Origin of the sequence: Bradyrhizobium sp. PMVTL-01, from assembly GCF_051861855.1 — a bacterium.
GTDB lineage: Bacteria > Pseudomonadota > Alphaproteobacteria > Rhizobiales > Xanthobacteraceae > Bradyrhizobium.
The window spans coordinates 5,059,756-5,077,861 of record NZ_CP193982.1; the positions used below are offsets into that span (position 1 = coordinate 5,059,756).

18 protein-coding genes and 1 pseudogene are annotated in these 18,106 nt (G+C 65.4%); 7 read left to right on the forward strand and 12 right to left on the reverse strand.

The genetic code is table 11. From position 1 onward, the window contains the following. Positions 1-2: 2 nt before the first annotated feature. The 8 genes from ACRQ5Q_RS24745 to ACRQ5Q_RS24780 all read right to left on the reverse strand — a co-directional run bounded on the left by ACRQ5Q_RS24745 (position 3) and on the right by ACRQ5Q_RS24780 (position 8,104). On the reverse strand, positions 3-890 hold the full coding sequence (locus tag ACRQ5Q_RS24745) for a YicC/YloC family endoribonuclease (RefSeq protein ID WP_439375097.1): 888 nt from the start codon (positions 888-890) through the stop codon (positions 3-5). Between the two features lie 213 nt (positions 891-1,103). Then, on the reverse strand, positions 1,104-2,378 hold the full coding sequence (gene mltG, locus ACRQ5Q_RS24750; RefSeq protein ID WP_439375096.1) for an endolytic transglycosylase MltG: 1,275 nt from the start codon (positions 2,376-2,378) through the stop codon (positions 1,104-1,106). 124 nt (positions 2,379-2,502) lie between these two features. After that, positions 2,503-3,768 carry a beta-ketoacyl-ACP synthase II gene (gene fabF / locus ACRQ5Q_RS24755; RefSeq protein WP_439375095.1) on the reverse strand — a complete coding sequence of 422 codons (1,266 nt, stop codon included), beginning with the start codon at positions 3,766-3,768 and terminating at the stop codon, positions 2,503-2,505. Between the two features lie 109 nt (positions 3,769-3,877). Next, positions 3,878-4,117: an acyl carrier protein gene (locus ACRQ5Q_RS24760; protein ID WP_008130699.1), complete on the reverse strand. Its 240-nt coding sequence runs from the start codon at positions 4,115-4,117 to the stop codon at positions 3,878-3,880. Positions 4,118-4,431: 314 nt separating this feature from the next. Then, complete coding sequence (fabG, locus tag ACRQ5Q_RS24765) at positions 4,432-5,169, reverse strand: 3-oxoacyl-[acyl-carrier-protein] reductase (RefSeq protein WP_439375094.1); 738 nt, start codon at positions 5,167-5,169, stop codon at positions 4,432-4,434. Between the two features lie 67 nt (positions 5,170-5,236). Then, entirely contained in the window at positions 5,237-6,196 is a 960-nt protein-coding gene (fabD, locus tag ACRQ5Q_RS24770; protein ID WP_439392618.1) for an ACP S-malonyltransferase, read from the reverse strand. A gap of 174 nt (positions 6,197-6,370) precedes the next feature. Continuing rightward, positions 6,371-7,396, reverse strand: coding sequence for a fatty acid desaturase family protein (locus tag ACRQ5Q_RS24775; RefSeq protein ID WP_439375092.1), 1,026 nt, complete (start codon positions 7,394-7,396; stop codon positions 6,371-6,373). A 3-nt stretch (positions 7,397-7,399) separates the two neighbouring features. Then, positions 7,400-8,104 (reverse strand): TetR/AcrR family transcriptional regulator C-terminal domain-containing protein, encoded by a 705-nt coding sequence (locus ACRQ5Q_RS24780; protein ID WP_439392619.1) that lies wholly within the window; start codon positions 8,102-8,104, stop codon positions 7,400-7,402. 342 nt (positions 8,105-8,446) lie between these two features. Between ACRQ5Q_RS24780 and rpsF the strand changes: the two genes are divergently transcribed. The 4 genes from rpsF (at position 8,447) to rplI (ending at position 10,947) form a co-directional block, all read left to right on the forward strand. Then, on the forward strand, positions 8,447-8,941 hold the full coding sequence (gene rpsF, locus ACRQ5Q_RS24785) for a 30S ribosomal protein S6 (protein ID WP_439375090.1): 495 nt from the start codon (positions 8,447-8,449) through the stop codon (positions 8,939-8,941). 5 nt (positions 8,942-8,946) lie between these two features. Then, positions 8,947-9,186, forward strand: a complete 240-nt coding sequence (rpsR, locus tag ACRQ5Q_RS24790) for a 30S ribosomal protein S18 (RefSeq protein WP_007592020.1) — start codon at positions 8,947-8,949, stop codon at positions 9,184-9,186. A 132-nt stretch (positions 9,187-9,318) separates the two neighbouring features. Further along, positions 9,319-10,299: a DUF2232 domain-containing protein gene (locus ACRQ5Q_RS24795; RefSeq protein ID WP_439375089.1), complete on the forward strand. Its 981-nt coding sequence runs from the start codon at positions 9,319-9,321 to the stop codon at positions 10,297-10,299. 48 nt (positions 10,300-10,347) lie between these two features. Next, the gene (gene rplI / locus ACRQ5Q_RS24800; RefSeq protein WP_439375088.1) at positions 10,348-10,947 is read left to right on the forward strand and encodes a 50S ribosomal protein L9; all 600 of its coding nucleotides are present in this window, start codon (positions 10,348-10,350) and stop codon (positions 10,945-10,947) included. Positions 10,948-10,982: 35 nt separating this feature from the next. Here the strand turns inward: rplI and ACRQ5Q_RS24805 are convergent, their stop codons facing one another. From ACRQ5Q_RS24805 to ACRQ5Q_RS24815, 3 genes and pseudogenes are all read right to left on the reverse strand, one after another. Further along, positions 10,983-11,450, reverse strand: a complete 468-nt coding sequence (locus tag ACRQ5Q_RS24805) for a PaaI family thioesterase (RefSeq protein ID WP_439392620.1) — start codon at positions 11,448-11,450, stop codon at positions 10,983-10,985. 11 nt (positions 11,451-11,461) lie between these two features. Then, a pseudogene (locus ACRQ5Q_RS24810) lies at positions 11,462-12,044 on the reverse strand (TetR/AcrR family transcriptional regulator). A 20-nt stretch (positions 12,045-12,064) separates the two neighbouring features. Next, positions 12,065-12,985 (reverse strand): hypothetical protein, encoded by a 921-nt coding sequence (locus tag ACRQ5Q_RS24815; RefSeq protein WP_439392621.1) that lies wholly within the window; start codon positions 12,983-12,985, stop codon positions 12,065-12,067. A gap of 276 nt (positions 12,986-13,261) precedes the next feature. Between ACRQ5Q_RS24815 and ACRQ5Q_RS24820 the strand changes: the two genes are divergently transcribed. Continuing rightward, positions 13,262-14,512, forward strand: coding sequence for a class I SAM-dependent methyltransferase (locus ACRQ5Q_RS24820; RefSeq protein ID WP_439375085.1), 1,251 nt, complete (start codon positions 13,262-13,264; stop codon positions 14,510-14,512). 3 nt (positions 14,513-14,515) lie between these two features. On the opposite strand, the gene ACRQ5Q_RS24825 is transcribed toward ACRQ5Q_RS24820, so the two are convergent. Beyond that, entirely contained in the window at positions 14,516-14,722 is a 207-nt protein-coding gene (locus ACRQ5Q_RS24825; protein WP_439375084.1) for a transcriptional regulator, read from the reverse strand. 547 nt (positions 14,723-15,269) lie between these two features. Between ACRQ5Q_RS24825 and ACRQ5Q_RS24830 the strand changes: the two genes are divergently transcribed. Together ACRQ5Q_RS24830 and alr are read left to right on the forward strand one after the other, a co-directional pair. Next, positions 15,270-16,781 carry a replicative DNA helicase gene (locus ACRQ5Q_RS24830; RefSeq protein ID WP_439375083.1) on the forward strand — a complete coding sequence of 504 codons (1,512 nt, stop codon included), beginning with the start codon at positions 15,270-15,272 and terminating at the stop codon, positions 16,779-16,781. A gap of 46 nt (positions 16,782-16,827) precedes the next feature. Then, a complete protein-coding gene (gene alr, locus ACRQ5Q_RS24835; RefSeq protein WP_439399862.1) occupies positions 16,828-18,102 on the forward strand; it encodes an alanine racemase in 1,275 nt (424 codons plus the stop codon). Positions 18,103-18,106 lie beyond the last annotated feature (4 nt).

Sequence of the window (18,106 nt, forward strand, 5' to 3'; positions counted from 1 at the left end):
GATCACTCCAGATTCTGGACCTGCTCGCGGAACTGCTCGACCACGTTCTTCATGGCGAGTCCCGTATTGGTGAGCTCGATGTCGTTCGACTTCGAGCAGCAGGTGTTGACCTCGCGGTGAAACTCCTGCGCCAGGAAGTCGAGCTTGCGCCCGATCGGGCCGCCCTTGCCGATCAGCTCGCGCGCCTGGGCGATATGCGAGGCGATGCGGTCGAGCTCCTCGCGGATGTCGGCCTTGGTCGCGATCAGGATCGCCTCCTGCATCAGGCGGTCGGAATCGAAACGGTCGGAGGTGTCGAGCAGGGTCGCGATCTGCTCGGCGAGCTTCGCCTTGATCGCCTCGGGCTTGCGGCCGGGCGAGCGTTCCGCCTTTTTCGCCAGCTGCTCGATCTCGTCGACCCGCTGGGTCAGGATCTGGCCGAGCGAAATCCCCTCGCGCTTGCGCATCGCGACGAGCTCGTCGAGCGCCTTGTCGAAGGCCTCCGCGGCAGCGGCACGGGCCGCCTTGTCCTCCTCCTCGTCGCCCTCGGGCTCGGCGACCTCGACCACGCCTTTGATGGCGAGCAGGCCGTCGATGCTGGGCGCCACGGCGTCGACTTTGCCGGAGATCAGCGCGGCGGCCTTCAGCACCGCATTGAGCACGTCCTCGTTGACGCGGACCGTGGCGGCCGCATTGGTGCGCTTGACGTTGAGATTGGCGTAGACGGTGCCGCGCGAGAGCAGCTCGCCGGCGCGCTTCTTGGCATGGGCCTCGAGCTCGTCGAACCCCTGCGGCAGCCGCACCCTGAGGTCAAAACCCTTGGCGTTGACCGACTTCAATTCCCATTCGAACGTGTACGGCCCGCTCGCGCCGTGGCTTCGGGCAAAGCCGGTCATGGACGACAGCGCCATCAGGTCAGCTTCTCCAGGAACAAAGGATACTCGAGGCATCAAGCCACGCGAATCTTAAGACTATTTTGCAGGAAAGTGGAATCCGCAAAGTCCCGTAGGCAGGTCTGCGCTGCCTAAAGCGCGATGAGATTGAATGAATCGTCATCGCGCTTTAGCTTGTTGTTTACGCATGATCTTTTCGGAAAACCGCTTCGCACTTTTCCGGATCATGCCTTAGCGCTGGACCACCGGCGGCGAGGACTGCACCGCGCCCTGGCGTGCCGGCGCTGGATTGGCCGGGCGCGCCGCGGGCGGTTTTTTCTGCTGGTTCGGGCGCGCCGGCGTGGTCGCAGTCGGCGTGTCGGCGGCGCCGGGCGCGGCGGCCGCCGGGGGCTGCGCATCCTCGGCCGGCTCGACCGTGTCGTTCTGGATCTGCTTCTCCATCGCGCGCAGCTTCGCAACGTTCTTCTGGTGCGCGTCGTAGGTCTCGGTGAAGACATGCCCGCCGGTGCCGTCGGCGACGAAGTAGAGGTCGCGGGTGCGGGCCGGGTTGGCGGCTGCTTCCAGCGAGGCGCGGCCCGGGTTGGAGATCGGGCCCGGCGGCAGGCCGTCGATCACATAGGTGTTGTAGGGCGAAGGCTGCGTGATCTCGCTGCGCTTGATCGGACGTCCCAGAGTGCCCTTGCCGCCGACGAGCCCGTAGATGATGGTCGGATCGGACTGCAGCTTGATCTTCTGCCTCAGGCGATTGACGAACACTGCGGCAACGCGGCTGCGCTCGTCCGGCTTGCCGGTCTCCTTCTCGACGATCGAGGCCAGCGTCACCAGCTGCTCGGGAGTCTTGACCGGAACGTCCTGGTTGCGGCGCTCCCAGATCTCCGCCAGCACGCGCTTGTGCGCCTGCTGCATGCGCTGGATCACCTGCTCGCGCGTGGTGCCGCGCGGGAATTTGTAGGTCTCGGGCAGCAGCGTGCCCTCGCGCGGCAGCTCGCGCACGCTGCCGGTGAAGATGTCGTTGTCGGACAGCCGCGCCACGATCTGCTCGGAGGTCAGGCCTTCCGGTATCGTCACGGCGTGCTGCACCACCTTGCCCTCGACGATGGTGGCGATGACGTCGCGCAGCGATGCGTTCTTCTGGAACGAATACTCGCCCGGCTTGAGGTCCGAGCTCGCCTTCAGCGCCGCGACGCTGGCGATGAACACCCACGGATTGACGTCGGTCACGCCTTCCTTGTTCAACGTCTCGGCGATGTCGCGCTTGCCGGCACGCTGCGGGATGTTGACGATCTTGTCTTCCCTCAGCGGCCCGGGTGCTTCCAACACCTGCCGGCCGTAGTAATACACGCCGCCGGCGCCGAGCATGGCGATCAGCAGCAGGGTGATGATGGCATTGCCCACGACCACGAAGGGGTTGCGCGCGCGCTCCGATCGCTTCGGCGGCGGCGGAACCTGTTCGGGCTCGAGCGCTGCCCGCGGACTCCGGGGCGAAATGGGCGGCCTTTCACTCATCGAAGCAACCTGAATCCTGCCGGTTCAATCGCGGCCTGACAATCGCTTGCCGAGCCAATGCACGCGCCCACTTCTATGACTATCGCCGAATACGGCGAAATGGTGGATTAGTCTCAAACGAAAACTAGCTGGTCAAACGCCGGACGATCACCGACGCATTGGTGCCGCCAAAACCAAAAGAGTTCGACAAGGCGACATTAACTTCGCGCTTCTTCGGCTTGTGCGGTACGAGATCGATCGCGGTCTCGACCGACGGATTGTCCAGGTTGATGGTCGGCGGCACGACATTATCGCGAATCGCGAGAATGGCGAAGATCGCCTCGATCGCGCCGGCCGCGCCGAGGAGATGGCCGGTCGACGACTTGGTCGAGGACATCGCAACCTTGGAGGCGGCATTGCCGAGCAGACGCTCGACCGCGCCGAGTTCGATCTCGTCGCCGAGCGGCGTCGAGGTCCCGTGCGCGTTGATGTAGTCGAGATCGGACGGCGTCAGGCCGGCACGCTTCAGCGCGGCCGACATGCTGCGGAAACCGCCATCGCCATCGGGCGAGGGCGAGGTGATGTGATAGGCATCGCCCGACAGACCATAGCCGATCACCTCGGCGTAGATCTTCGCGCCGCGGCGCTTGGCGTGATCCAGTTCCTCCAGAACGAGGACACCGGCGCCCTCGCCCATGACAAAACCGTCGCGGTCCTTGTCGTAGGGACGCGAGGCCTTCTCGGGTGTCTCGTTGAAGCCGGTCGACAGTGCCCGCGCGGCATTGAAGCCGGCAATGCCGATGCGGCTGATCGGCGATTCGGCGCCACCGGCGACCATGACGTCGGCATCACCGAGCGCGATCAGTCGGGCGGCATCGCCGACCGCATGCGCACCGGTCGAGCAGGCCGTGACTACCGAATGGTTCGGGCCCTTCAGCCCGTGCGCGATCGAGACGTAGCCGGAGGCGAGATTGATCAGGCGGCCGGGAATGAAGAACGGCGACACCCGGCGCGGCCCCCGCTCCTTCAGGAGGATCGCAGTGTCGGCGATGCCGTTGAGGCCGCCAATGCCCGACCCGATCATGGTGCCGGTCGCGCACTTGTCCTCTTCGGATTCGGGATGCCAGTTGGCATCGTCGAGCGCCTGGCCCGCGGCGGCCATGGCGAAGATGATGAAATCGTCGACCTTGCGCTGGTCCTTCGGCTCCATCCATTTGTCGGGATTGAAGCTATCGTTGGAGCCGTCGCCGCGCACGACCGTGCAGGCGATCTTGGTCTGCAGATCGGACACATCGAAGCTCTCGATCGTGCGCGCGCCGCTTTCGCCATTGAGGATGCGCTTCCAGGTCGGCTCGACGCCACAGCCGAGGGGCGAGACCATGCCGAGACCCGTGACGACGACCCGCCTCATATCCGAAAACTCCGCATCGAAAGATTCACGGCCAATAACAAGAAACCGGCTGGCCGCTGCGAAGCGACCCGTCCGGTTTCAACCGTTGTCCCCGCGAAAGTGAAGAGCCTTAGCTCTTCGCGTTCTTCTCGAGAAACTTCGTGGCGTCGCCGACGGTGAGAATCGTTTCCGCAGCGTCGTCCGGAATCTCGCAACCGAATTCTTCTTCGAACGCCATCACCAGCTCGACGGTGTCCAGACTGTCGGCGCCGAGGTCGTCGATGAAGCTCGCAGCGTCGACAACCTTCTCGGGTTCAACACCAAGGTGTTCGACCACGATCTTCTTAACCCGCTCGCCAATGTCACTCATTGCTTAACCTCGTGTTGTTCCCTGTAGACCCGACCCCCCGGGACGATACGAGCCGTCGTGGTCGTGTTACTTGCCTTTGCTTACGAACTTTGATTTGGCCCCATCCTAACCGATGCAGGGCCCGGCGAACGACGGCCAAGGCTCCGCATCGCCAATATACAGGGTTTCAAAAACCTGCAATGGCGTTCTTTGCCCATCCGTTGAAGGTCCGGTTATCATACTTCAACAGCCTTGACTACAAGCCTCATTTCGCTCCGGAAACGGCCGTTTGCCGCATCCCGCACCGCCCAAATGGGCAGTGCGGAACGAGGGCTTCAGATCATGGCCATGCCGCCGTTGACGTGAATGGTCTGGCCGGTGACGTAGGCCGCTTCGTTCGAACTCAGGTAGACGGCGGCCGCCGCGATGTCCTCGGGCGTCCCCAGGCGGGCAGCCGGAACCTTGGTCAGGATCGTCTCGCGCTGCTTGTCGTTCAGCGCATCCGTCATCGGCGTCTTGATGAAGCCGGGCGCGATGCAGTTCGCGGTCACACCGCGCTTGGCGTACTCGGCACCGAGAGTCTTGATCATGCCGATCAGGCCCGCCTTCGATGCAGTATAGTTGCCCTGCCCGGGATTGCCGGTGACGCCGACCACCGAGGTGATGGCGATGATGCGGCCGAAGCGCTTGCGCATCATCAATTTGGTGGCGGCGCGCGCCAGGCGGAAGGTCGCGGTCAGGTTGACGTTGATGACCTCCTCCCAGTCCTCGTCGCGAAGCTGCACGAAGAGATTGTCGCGGGTGATGCCGGCATTGGCGACGAGAATGTCGACCTGGCCCATCGCCGCTTCCGCGGCGGGCACGAGCGCCTCGACCTCGTCGGCCTTGGAGAGATTGCAGGGCAGCACGTGGGTGCGCTCGCCGAGCTTGCCGGCAAGCTCGTCCAGCACCTCCTTGCGCGTTCCCGAGATCGCGACGGTGGCGCCCTGCGCATGCAGCGCCTGCGCGATCGCGCCGCCGATGCCGCCGGTCGCGCCGGTGACGAGCGCCTTTCGGCCAGTCAGATCGAACATCGATAACTCCTTCAAAGCACGATCCGGAAAAGTGTGCAGCGGTTTTCCGGAAGGATCGTGCGTAAACTTAAGCCTGCTTCGCAGCGGCCAATGCATCCTTGGCGGCGACAATGTCGTTCGGTCCGCCGACGGCAACGCCGACGGCGCCGTCGGCGATACGCTTGACGAGTCCCGTCAGCACCTTGCCGGCACCGATCTCGAAGAAGCGGGTGACGCCCTGCCCAGCCATATAGGCAACCGACTCGCGCCAGCGCACCGTACCGGTGACCTGCTCGACCAGGCGGCGGCGAATCTCGTCGGGATCGGTGACGGCGCTCGCCAGCACGTTCGACACCAGCGGCGCCGCCGGCGCCTTGATCGTGACCTTGGCCAGCGCCTCGGCCATGGCGTCGGCCGCCGGCTGCATCAGCTTGCAATGGAACGGCGCGGACACCGGCAGCAGCATGGCGCGCTTGGCGCCCCTGGTCTTGGCGATCTCGACGGCGCGATCGACCGCCGCCTTGTCGCCGGAGACGACCACCTGTCCGCCGCCATTGTCATTGGCGGCCTGGCAGACCTGCCCCTGCGCCGCCTCGCCCGCGACCTCCATGGCGGCCTCGTAATCGAGGCCGAGCAGTGCGGCCATCGCACCGGCGCCGACCGGCACGGCTTTTTGCATTGCGAGACCGCGGGTGCGAAGCAACCGGGCCGTGTCGGAGACGGTCAGGCTGCCGGCTGCGGCCAGCGCGGAATATTCACCGAGCGAGTGACCGGCGACGAAGGCGGCGTCCCGCCGCACGGAAAAACCGGCTTCAGCCTCCAGCACGCGCAGGGTGGCGATGGACACCGCCATGAGCGCCGGCTGGGCATTCTCGGTGAGCTGGAGGGTCTCGGCCGGACCATCCCAGATCGTGGCCGTGAGCTTCTCCCCAAGTGCGGCATCGACCTCGTCGAACACGGCGCGTGCCACCGGAAAGGCGTCGGCCAGGGCCTTGCCCATACCGACGGCCTGGGACCCCTGGCCGGGAAATGTGAATGCTGCCGTCATCGGCGCTCCCCTGGATCGCTTGAGCCGCTGTATCGAGAACCGGCAGCCGACTACGTCCGGCCCAGGTCTTGGTTCCCGTTCATGCTCTGAAGGGGGCCGTAGACACCGTCCGAGGCTGGAATGTCAAGCCAAGAAGGGGAAGTGCGACCGGCGTCCAACCGGGAATGCCGTCCCTCAAAACCCGCCGGCCGTCTGGTTGGCATCGACCTCGGCGCCCGCCCGCGCCCGGCGCGCGCTGTTGACCAGCTGTCCCGGTCGGTCGTCGCGGTTCGGCTTGGCCGTGGCGAGCCGCAGCACGGCGGCATAGTTCGGCTGCACCTCCATGCGCCCGGCATGCCGGCTCGCGCTGAGCAGCCGATGCACCCTGGGCAGATTGTAGCACGGCACGTAGAACAACAGATGATGCTCGAGGTGGTAGTTCACGTAATACGGCGCGATGAACAGCCGCTCGAGAAAATTGGCGTGCGTGGTGCGGGTGTTGCGCAGGGGATCGCTGCTGTCAGGCACGACGGCATGCTCGGCGATGTTGCGGATGCGGGTGATGACCATCATCCAGGTCAGCAGAGGCACCAGCCATAGCAGCGGATAGGCCCACCACACGCCGGCCGCAGCCAGCGCTGCGAACATCGCCGCATTGACCATGCATTGCGGACCGAGCTTCTCCCAGAAATGCGCCAGACGCTCGCGCCACGGCCAGTCCTTCGGCCCAAGCGCATTGAGCAGCTGCGCCTTGCGCTGCTGGTAACCGGTCTGCCCGGTGATGTCGCGAATGAACTTGCGGCGGTAGCTCAACTGCGTGATCGGAAACGGCGCGGACAGCACGAGATCGGGATCGTCCTCCTGCTGGGTGCGCGCGTGGTGCTGCAGGTGATAGCGGCGATAGGCGCGTGTCTCCGCAAAGATCGGATAGGCACAGAGCCACTGGCTCAGCGTCAGGTTGGTTTTCTCGTCGGCGGACAGGCAACCGTGGGCGCCGTCATGCATGAGGATCGCAAGGCCCAGCTGGCGCGAGCCGATGATGGCAACGGCGAGGATATACGTCAGCGGATTGGGCCACCACGCCACCAGCGCGATCGCAGCAATGATCAGCGCCCAGGCATGCGCGATCAGCGCGACGCCCTTCCAGGTCACGCGCCGGCGCACCTCGACGAGCTGGTCCTCGGTCAGGAAATCGCGGGCACGCATGCGAAGTGCGGTCATGACCTAGCTCTCCTCGTCCGCAGGGGTGGATGAATCGCGGTCGTCGACGAGGCGGAGGCGTGCGGCCTCGCCGGCGCACTTCGCCTGCTCACCAAGCACGCGCAGCATCTCGGCGCAGAGCTCATCCGGCGAGCGGCCCATGGCATAGCCTTCGAGGATGACGCCGATGGCAACGGCCCAGAACCGTCGCGAGCTCTCGTCGGGCGCGCGCAGGGAGCGCCAGCCGTGACTCGCTACCTGGCCGGCATAGGCCCGCGCCCCCTCGGCGTGCAGGCGCTCGATGGTGCGCTCGACCAGCGGCGCCAGATCCTGGCGCCGACGTGTCAGGGTGAGCGCCTCCGCAAAGAAGGCGACCGAATCGCTCGCCGTCACCGTCTCCGCCAGCGCATGGGTGTACTCCCGCGGCGTGCGCGCCCTCAGCGCGGCCTGCTCGGTCGCACGGGCCAGGTACAGGAGGTCGCGGCAGGCGCATTCGACGAACAGCGCCTCCTTGGTGCGGAAATAATAGGTGATCTGGCTCGGGAATGCGTTCGCGGCGGCCGCGATGTCTGTGATCGAGGCGCCCGATAGTCCCCGCTCCCGAAACAGCGGGCTTGCCGCGTCCAGCAGCCGCGAGCGCATCTTGCGGCCGGCCGAGCGCGTAGCACGGGCCGTGTGCTTGGGATCGCCAGCCGCCTCAAACGGCTCATAGGCCGACTTTTCCGCCATCGGGGTTCCCTCTTCCGGTTATTTGTATGCTATACAAACAAATAGATCAAGCGGCGGATATGGTATGATAGGACCGATCCCGGCTCAGCACCGGAGACCCAAGCCAAAACCTGGCACCGAACCTTGCAAAGCCGGCCAAAATCCGTATAAGGCGCGCATCCGCAGACCCCGGCCGGGAGCTGAACGGACGGTCTCAGCAAATCATTCGTGATTTTGGTGTGGCAGGGCCAGTCGGCCCGTCGTCCCGTGTTTCCGCCTTCTGAGCTTCATCCCAGAGTCCTTTCCGAAGGTCTCTTAAGGGCTTGACGCCGGGCGATGCGCCAACATGAGGAAAGGACTTCCATGCCTCTTTACGAGCATGTCTTTCTCGCGCGTCAGGACGCGAGCCCGCAGCAGGTCGAAGAGCTGACTGCGCAGATGACCGGCATCGTCGAAGGTCTCGGCGGCAAGGTCACCAAGACCGAGAATTGGGGCGTTCGCTCCCTCACTTACCGCATGAACAAGAACCGCAAGGCGCACTTCGTGCTGCTCAACATCGACGCGCCGTCCGCGGCGATCGCCGAGATCGAGCGCCAGGAGCGCATCAGCGAAGACGTGATCCGCTATCTCAGCGTCCGCGTCGAGGAGCTCGAGGAAGGCCCGTCCGCGATGATGCGCAAGGCCGACCGTGATCGCGAGCGTGACGACCGTGGCGGCGGCTTCCGCGGCGAGCGCGAAGGCGGCTTCCGTGGCGACCGCGAGGGTGGTTTCCGTGGCGGCGACCGCGACGGTGGCTTCCGCGGTGATCGCGGCCCGCGCCGTCCGCGCGAAGAAGCTGAAACGACGGAAGGGGAGTAAGACCAATGGCTGAAGCTGGTGCACGCCGTCCGTTTTTCCGTCGTCGCAAGAGCTGCCCGTTCACGGGCGCCAATGCGCCGAAGATCGACTACAAGGACTCCAAGCTCTTGATGCGTTACGTGTCCGAGCGCGGCAAGATCGTGCCGAGCCGCATCACCGCGGTGTCCGCGAAGAAGCAGCGTGAGCTCGCCCGCGCCATCAAGCGCGCGCGATTCCTCGGCCTGCTGCCCTACGTCATTCGCTGATACGACCAATTCGACCGGCGGCCATAACGCCGCCGGTCGCCATTTTTTCGAACTCATAAGGCTTCCGGATCGCCCGGTCGCCGATGGTTGGGGCAGGACGCCTCTAACCGCTCGAAGGGAGCGGGACAGCTGATGATGGCCTTTGGACTGATAGCCCTGGTCGCCGGCGCTGCGTCGGCCCTGATGTTCGCCTCGATCGTTTCGGGCGCGCTGATCTCGCTCGTCCTGTTCTATCTCGCGCCGCTGCCCTTGATGGTCGCCTCGATCGGCTGGGGACCGCTCTGCGCGAGCCTTGGCGGCATCGCTGCTGCGGTGGGCCTTGGCGCCCTGTTCGGCCTGCCCTACTGCATCGCTTTCGCCGTCACCGTCGCGCTGCCGGCCTGGTGGCTCGGCCATCTCGTCCTGCTCAGCCGGCAGGTCAGCCCCGTCGCGGCAGACACTTCGGCCACCGAGCCGTCAGCCGAGCCCGAGCTCGAGTGGTACCCGGTCGGCCGCATCCTGCTGTGGATCGCCGGCTTCGCTGCGCTCACCACCGTCGCAGCCCTGCTTACGCTCGGCACCGATGCCGAGACCATCACCGGCACATTGCAGCGCGGCCTGATGCGCATCCTCCGCGCCACCGATCCGCAGACCTCCGCCGAAGCCAGCCAGTTCGTCGAGGCGCTGGTGCGCATCGCGCCGGCCGCAGCGACCATCGTCGCGATGATGACGCTGACTCTCAACCTCTGGCTCAGCGCCAAGGTGACGGCGACATCGGGCCGGCTGCACCGTCCCTGGCCGGATCTGAAGACCGCGGAGCTGCCGCCGATGACGCTGGTGGCGCTGTGCGTCACGCTCGCCTTCTGCTTCACCGGCGGGCTGCTCGCGATCGTCGCGCAGATCACCACGGCGGCGCTGATGATGGGCTACGCGCTCACCGGCTTTGCCGTACTGCATACGCTGACGCTCGCGCTGAAGAGCCGCACCTTCTGGCTCGGCTCGACCTATGCGGTCGTGGTCGTGTTCGGATGGCCCGTCATCGCGATGGTGATCCTCGGTCTTGCGGACGCCGTGTTCGGCTTCCGCGAGCGCTTCCTGCGCAGCCGGCAGCCGCCACCGCTGCCGATCTCTTGAGTTCAACCCGAAAACTGAAAACCCAGAGCACTTCAAAGGAGAATGAATATGGAAGTCATTTTGCTGGAACGCGTCAACAAGCTCGGCCAGATGGGCGAAGTCGTGAAGGTTCGCGACGGCTACGCCCGCAATTTCCTGCTCAAGCGCGGCAAGGCGCTGCGCGCCACCGCCGACAACCGTGCCAAGTATGACGGCATGAAGGCCGACCTCGAGGCCCGCAACCTCGCCTCCAAGGCCGAGGCGTCCAAGGTCGCCGAGAAGATCGAGGGCAAGAACATCATCGTGATCCGTCAGGCCTCCGAAGCCGGCCAGCTGTTCGGCTCCGTCACGGTGCGCGACGTGGTTTCCGCCTTCGAGGCCGACGGCGTTTCGCTGGCCCGTCCGCAGGTGCAGCTCGACGCGCCAATCAAGACCATCGGTAAGCACGCGATCACCGTCGCCATTCACCCCGAGGTCGAGGTCGAGGTCACCGTCACGGTTGCGCGCAGCCAGGACGAGGCCGAGCGCATCAACCGCGGCGAGGACATCTCGACCCGCAACGAGGACCGCGACGCAGCCGCCGAGGCGATCGCCGCCGCCGGCGAGTTCTTCGATCCGGAAGCCCAGCACGACGAGGTCGAGCCGGCTCCGGCTGCGGAAGAGAAGTAGGCCTCGCCCTCACGCAGGCATCGAAGCCCGGCCGTTCACGCGGCCGGGCTTTTCGTTTTGGCGGCGACATCCTCGCTCAGCATCGCGATCGAGGCGAGCGCCGTTGCCGTATGCTTCTCCACGCCATCACTGACGCAGAACACGTCAGCGGCGACCACCGAGACCTGGCGGCCGGGCTTGATCACCCTGGCGCGGCAGATCAGCTTGTCGCCGACCCCCGGCGACAACAAATTGAGCTTGTATTCCGCCGTCAGGGCCGGCTGACCGCGCGAAGTGGCCGCCGCTATCGTCGTGGCATTGTCGACCAGAAAGGCAGTGACGCCGCCGTGGAAGAAGCCGTGCTGCTGCAACAGCTCCGGCCGCCGCTCCACCGCGATGGTGCAGGTGCCGCGCGACAATTCCGACAGCTCGGCGCCGACCAAATTCATAAAACCCTGCCGGCCGACATTGGCACGGATGCGCGCGGCGATCGGCGCAAAGTCGGGATCTGCTTCGGCTCGCATGAGGCCTCTCCTTATTGCTTGTTGATGCGATCGGTTGGGCCCAGCGCGCGGTTGGCGCAGGCAATCAGCGAGTCGGCTTCGCAGCGGGATCGGCGCGATCACGCCCCGACAGGAGGGCGCCGCAAAAAATCTGTGCGGGGCCGATCAGCTGGCTGACGAACAGCACCGGCGTCATCGGCAGGAACTCGCCATTTGCGACCAGCGGCGCGCGCCAGCGCTCGATCCCCTCGGCACGCGCATTTGCGCGCGCTGGGCATTCCGGACGTCCTCGCCCCAGTCGTTGCGCGAGATCTCGAAGAGATAGCGTGCCTCGCGCCGACTGGTGACCACCCAGTCGAGGTGCGCGCGGATCAGGCGGTCGATGCCCGGCCCGGCATCCGCGACCGGGTCGAGCGCCGCCAGCACTGCCGCGTGATATTGCCTGAGCACCTCGAGGAACAGCGCACCCGCCAATTCCTTCTGCGAGCTGAACGCGTGAAAGAAGCTGCCGTTGGAGGCACGGGCTTTGCTGCGGATCGCCGCCACCGTCGCGCCGTCAAATCCGACGCGATCGAACACGGCGAGCCCCGCCGCCAACAGACGCGGCCGTCGCAAGTCGAATTGGAGAATGGAGCTTACCGCGAGATCGGGGGGGCCGGCGGGCCGGAGGATTCCGCCGGCGGGGGGGCCGCAGCAGTCGCGGCCGGCTCCTGCGGCTTGGCCGGGGGTTCGGAGCTTGCGGCAGGCGCAGCCGGCTTCGGAGCCGCCTCTTCCACCTTGGGCACGCCCGGCGAGGCCGGCGTCACCTGCGGCACCGGATCGGGCCGCAGCGCCGGAGCTTCGTTGCCGCGCGGCTCGACCGTGGCTGTATCCGGCTTGGCCTCGGGCTTTTCGGACGGTTTGGTTTCGGATTTGGGTTCACCGGAGTCCACCTTCGCGGTCTCGGGCTTGGCTTCGGCCTTCGGCTCACTGTTCTTGTCTTCAGTGGCCGGCGCGGCGGCGTCGATCTTCGCTGCGTCTTCGGTCCCAGGCTTGCCGCGACGCTTGCCCTTGCGTCCCTCCGGCGCCGGCTGCCCCTCGGGTTTGGTGCCCTCCTCGGCAGGCCGCGCGGCGCGCTTCTGGCGCCCCTCAGCGGACGGAGTTGCGCCCTCGCCCTCCGGCTTGGCGGCCTCCTGAGAGCGCTGATGGCGGCCCTGATGCTCGGGCGTCTGGCCTGGGGCGGTGGCCGCTTCCTTTTCCTTGGCCCCGTCCTTCTTGCCGTCCTTGGCCTTGTAGCGGGTGTCGGTAGCACCGTTGGAGACGAGATAGGAGGCGAGGACGCCCGCCATGTCCGGGCTCGTGGTGTAGTGCTGGCGCAGGAAGCCCGGCAGCGAGCCCGGAGCCACGGACTTCAGTAGCCCGCGCGGGCTCTTGTGGCAGGCATTGCAGGTCTGGGCGAAGAGCTGGGACGGGGTCTTGCCGGCCTCGAGGTTCGTCGCCTGCGCAAGGACAGCATCGGTCGCGCCGAAGCCGATCAGAAGCAGTACCGTCGCGAGGCTAAGCGCTCGGCTCGACATTCCCATCATCTCCATTGATTTTCCGCGCAACCGGCAATCCGGCCCGCCGGCGGGTCACCTTTTAGCGAATTGAGCCGCGAATGGAAGCAGGCTGCCCGCGCAAGCTGTGGTTAAGCGCTTTTCGAATATCCGCATTGAACACAACGCAATAGCGCGTGTGGAACAGTCTCCCTAGATTTGGATGCAAACGCATAGGAACCCGAGCGGGACCTGGGCGTCAGATGTGAAGACCGGCTTAGTCGCATCTCTTCGGGTTCGCTCGAGAGGAAGGTGTCGATGGACCGTTTGTTGCGTCGATTCTTGTCTCAATTCATCCGTCGCGGGTCGATGACGGTGACCACGTCGGCGGGGGCGAAGTTCACTGTCGGCGACGGCTCTGGGGAGCCGGTCGCGGTGCGCTTCGTCACCCCGGAAGCGGAACGGAAGGTCCTCGTCAATCCCGAACTCGGGCTTGGCGAGGCCTATATGGACGGCGAGTTCGTGGTCGAACGCGGCGCCATAGCTGATGCCCTGGCGATCCTGCTCAATCAACCCGACCTATTGCCGCAGTGGGCCAAGCCCTGGTGGCACCTGCGCTACCTGACGCGGCACCTGAAACAATTCAATCCGCGCTCGCGTTCCCGCGCCAATGTCGCCCATCATTACGATCTCGACGCCCGGCTCTATTCGCTCTTCCTCGATGCCGACAAGCAATATAGCTGCGCCTATTTCGAGACGCAGGACGCGACGCTAGACGATGCGCAGCTCGCCAAGAAGCGCCACATCGCCGCAAAGCTGCTCCTCAAGCCCGGCCAGCGCGTGCTCGACATCGGCTCGGGCTGGGGCGGGCTCGGGCTCTATCTCGCCGAGATCGCGGGTGCCGACGTCACCGGCGTCACGCTGTCCACCGAGCAGCTGCAAATCGCCAATGCGCGCGCCGCCGAAAAGGGCCTGACCGGATCGGCCAGGTTCCTGCTCCAAGACTATCGCGACATCGATGGGCCGTTTGACCGCATCGTCTCTGTCGGCATGTTCGAGCACGTCGGGGCGAGGTTCTACGATGCCTACTTCCAGCGGTGCGCCGAACTCCTGAACGAGGACGGTGTCATGCTGCTGCACTCGATCGGCCGTTCGCAAGGGCCTGATTCGACCAATCCCTGGATTGCCAAATACATCTTCCCCGGCGGCTACATCCCCGCTTTGTCCGAGGTGCTGCCGGCGATCGAGCGTGCGGGCCTTCTGGTCTGCGACATCGAGATCCTGCGCCTGCATTATGCCGAGACGCTTAAGGCCTGGCGGGAGCGCTTCATGGCCCGGCGCGAGGAGGCGGTGCAGCTTTACGACGAGCGCTTCGCGCTGATGTGGGAGTTTTATCTGGCGGCCTGCGAAATGACGTTCCGGAAGCAGGCCATGATGAACTTCCAGATCCAGCTCACCAAGCGTCAGGGCGTGGTGCCGATCACCCGTGACTACATCGCACGCAATGAATCCCGCTTGCGGGCCATCGAACGCGGCGCCACGACAAGGCTGAAGCTGGCAGGTGAATAGGTTCTAATGACGCAGGGTCGATATCGGGGAGGCGCGGAAAGAGGCTGTCGACGCCAACTGCGCCCGCAGTTCCGCCAGGATCTCGGGTGCGACCGGCTGGCGGCGCACTTCGGGGCGCTCGGCGTGCTGCATGGCTGCGATCAGCCCCGACAGCCACAGTCGGCTGCCTGCCTCGGTCCGCCAGATCTTCTGCTGCCGTTCTGGCCGCATCGCTCGCCTCGTCTTCCCGTCGCGGGTTGGGACAATCCCCGGCCCGCCTGCCTGTTCCGGCCCTACCCCGAAATATTCCGGGGGCGATGTGATCTGTTTCACATAAGTCTGGTCGGGTCCGACTTAGACCGTCGCCATGAGCAAACAGACTCAATCCTCATTCGACGTGCAGGACGACCTCCGCACCGATTACGCCCTGATCGTTACGGGCGTTGGGGCGGCGCTGGTTGCGCTGGTCTACCTCCTGCTGGTCTGAAGCCGAGCCGAAGCCGGTCCGTGCGCGTCATTTCGCGCGCTTCCAGATGGGTCTACGCGCCAATCCATAAGGTTCATGACTTCAGGATTTTTCCACGGCGGGGTCCCGGCTGTCTGTGAGCGGGCGAGTTCCGTCAAAATCCGTCAAGGGCGGCGCATGCTGCGGCTGCTAATCATCCACCATTTTAACTGAGCGGTTGATAGCGGACAGCTTTCGCTTCCGCTTTGGCGTCAGGCGGCGCTTTATCCCGGCCCCGCATCTGCCCAAGAAAATTGCTAAGCACGTCCAACCATGGCCCCCACTGATTCGAACGTCCTCAAACTCGCGCCCGAGGCCGGAACTCCGGCCTATCGAAGCGCGCCGCATAATATCGAGGCGGAACAGAGCCTTTTGGGCGCGATCCTGGTCAACAATGACGCCTTCTACCGGGTCTCGGACTTCCTTGAGGCGAAACATTTCTTCGAGCCGCTCCACCAGACTATCTTCGAGACGGCCGGTAGCTTGATCCGGATGGGCAAGATCGCCACACCCGTCACGCTGAAGACGTTCCTGCCCGCCGATACCGATGTCGGCGGCATGACCATCGGGCAGTATCTGGCGCGTCTGGCGGCCGAAGCGACCACGATCATCAACGCCCAGGACTACGGTCGAACCATCTACGACCTGTCGCTCAGGCGCGACCTGATCGGCATCGGCGAAGACATGGTCAATGTCGCCTATGACGCACCGGTCGACTTCGCACCGCGGGCGCAGATCGAGGACGCCGAGCGCCGCCTCTACGAGCTCGCCGAGTCCGGCCGCTATGACGGCGGCTTTCAGAAATTCTCGCAGGCGCTGACGGTTGCCGTCGATCTCGCAGCGAAAGCGTTCCAGCGCGACGGAAAGCTGTCCGGTATCTCGACGGGCATGCGGGATCTCGACACCAAGATGGGCGGCCTGCAGCACTCCGACCTCATCATCGTCGCAGGACGCCCCGGCATGGGCAAGACGTCGCTGGCGACCAATATCGCTTACAACGTCGCGCGAGCCTATGTCGGCGAGCTCCAGGCCGACGGCACCATGAAGGCCGCCAATGGTGGCGTGATCGGTTTCTTTTCCTGCGAAATGTCGGCCGACCAGCTCGCCACGCGTATCGTGGCCGAGCGCACCGGCATTCCCTCCTCCCACATCCGCCGCGGCGGCATCTCGGAAGCCGATTTCGAGAAGATCAGGGAGGTCTCGATCGAGCTGCAATCACTGCCGTTCTATGTCGACGCGACCGGCGGCCTGTCGATCGCGCAGCTGATGGCGCGCGCGCGCCGGCTCAAGCGCCAGAAGGGCCTCGATCTGCTCGTGATCGACTACATCCAGCTGCTGTCGGGCTCCAGCAAGCGCGCCGGCGACAGCCGCGTACAGGAAATCACGGAGATCACGACCAGCCTGAAGGCGCTCGCCAAGGAGCTCAACGTTCCCGTGATCGCGCTGTCCCAGCTCTCACGCCAGGTCGAATCGCGCGACGACAAACGGCCGCAGCTCTCCGACCTGCGTGAATCCGGATCGATCGAGCAGGACGCCGACGTCGTGCTGTTCGTCTACCGCGAGGAATATTACCTCGCGATGAAGGAGCCCCGCCCGGGCACGCCTGAACACGAGAAGTGGCAGCTGGACATGAGTCTTGCGCACGGAAAGGCCGAGGTCATCATCGGCAAGCAGCGCCACGGCCCGACGGGCACCGTCGATTTGGCGTTCGAAGCCTCGGTCACGCGGTTCGGCGACCTCGCGCCTGACAGTCAGCTGCCGGCCCGCAGCGGCAACGACTACTGAGTTCCTTGAACCAGACCTGCCTCTTGCGTAAAACGGCGCCATGACAATGGCGTCCGACCAGAAAATGAACCCGCAATCCGGCCTTCTCTCCGCGGAGGCCAATCAGGCGACCGCGCTCGCTGCCTATGGCGGCGTGCTCACCGTCGATCTCGACGCGATCATCGCCAACTGGCGCAAGCTCGAGAAGACGGCGGTGCCGGCCGAATGCTCGGCGGTGATCAAGGCCAACGCCTATGGCTGCGGCGCCGAGCAGGTCGCGCGCGCACTGAGCAAGGCCGGCTGCAGGACCTTCTTCGTTGCCACCATCGAGGAAGCGCGCAAGGTGCGCGCGGCCGTGCCGGAGCCCACGATCTACGTGCTCGGCGGTTATTTCCAGAACACCGGCGAGCACTACGCCCAGATCAACTGCCGGCCGGTGATCGGCGATCTCAACGAGCTCGCCGAGTGGGACGTGTTCTGCCGCCGCACCGGCTGGAACGGCGGCGCCGCAATCCACATCGACACCGGCATGAACCGGCTCGGGCTGACGCTGTCGGAAGCGCAGGCCATCATCCCCCGCATCAATGCCGGCGATCACGGCATCACGCTGGTGATGAGCCATCTGGTCTCGGCCGAGCAGCTCAACAGCCCCGTCAACGCCAAGCAGCTCGCTTCCTTCCGCGCCATCGCCAGCGAATTTTCCGGCGTGCCGGCCGCGCTCGCCAATTCCTCCGGCATCTTCCTGGGCGCGCCCTTCCAGTTCGACATGGTGCGGCCGGGTGCGGCGCTCTATGGCGTCAACCCGACGCCGGAAGCCGACAATCCGATGCAGCCGGTCGTCGACCTCAAGGCGCGCATCGTGCAGATCCGCAATGTCGAGCGCGGCGAAGGCGTCGGCTATGGCGGCACCTGGACCGCGCGTCGGCCGACCAAGCTCGCGATCATCGCGGTCGGCTATGCCGACGGCTATTTCCGCGCCGCCAGCTCCAACGACGGCACGCGCGGCGCCGAGGTGATCGTCGCGGGCAAGCGCTGCCCCATTGCGGGCCGCGTCTCCATGGACCTGATTGCCATCGACATCACCGATCTGCCGCCGAACGCGGTGCGGCGCGGCCACATGGTGACGCTGCTCGGCGAAGGCATCACCGTAGACGAGCTCGCGCATCATTTCGGCACGATCGGCTACGAGGTGCTGACCAGCCTCGGCCACCGCTATGCCCGCGTCTACAAGGGCGGCAACGTGGTCGAGCCGCTGGTAACGCCGGAGCCCGCGCTGAACGTCGCGCAGCCGCCCTCACCGCCGCCGATCGAGCAGCCCTCAGCCGCGCCGCTGTCGGGCTAGACGA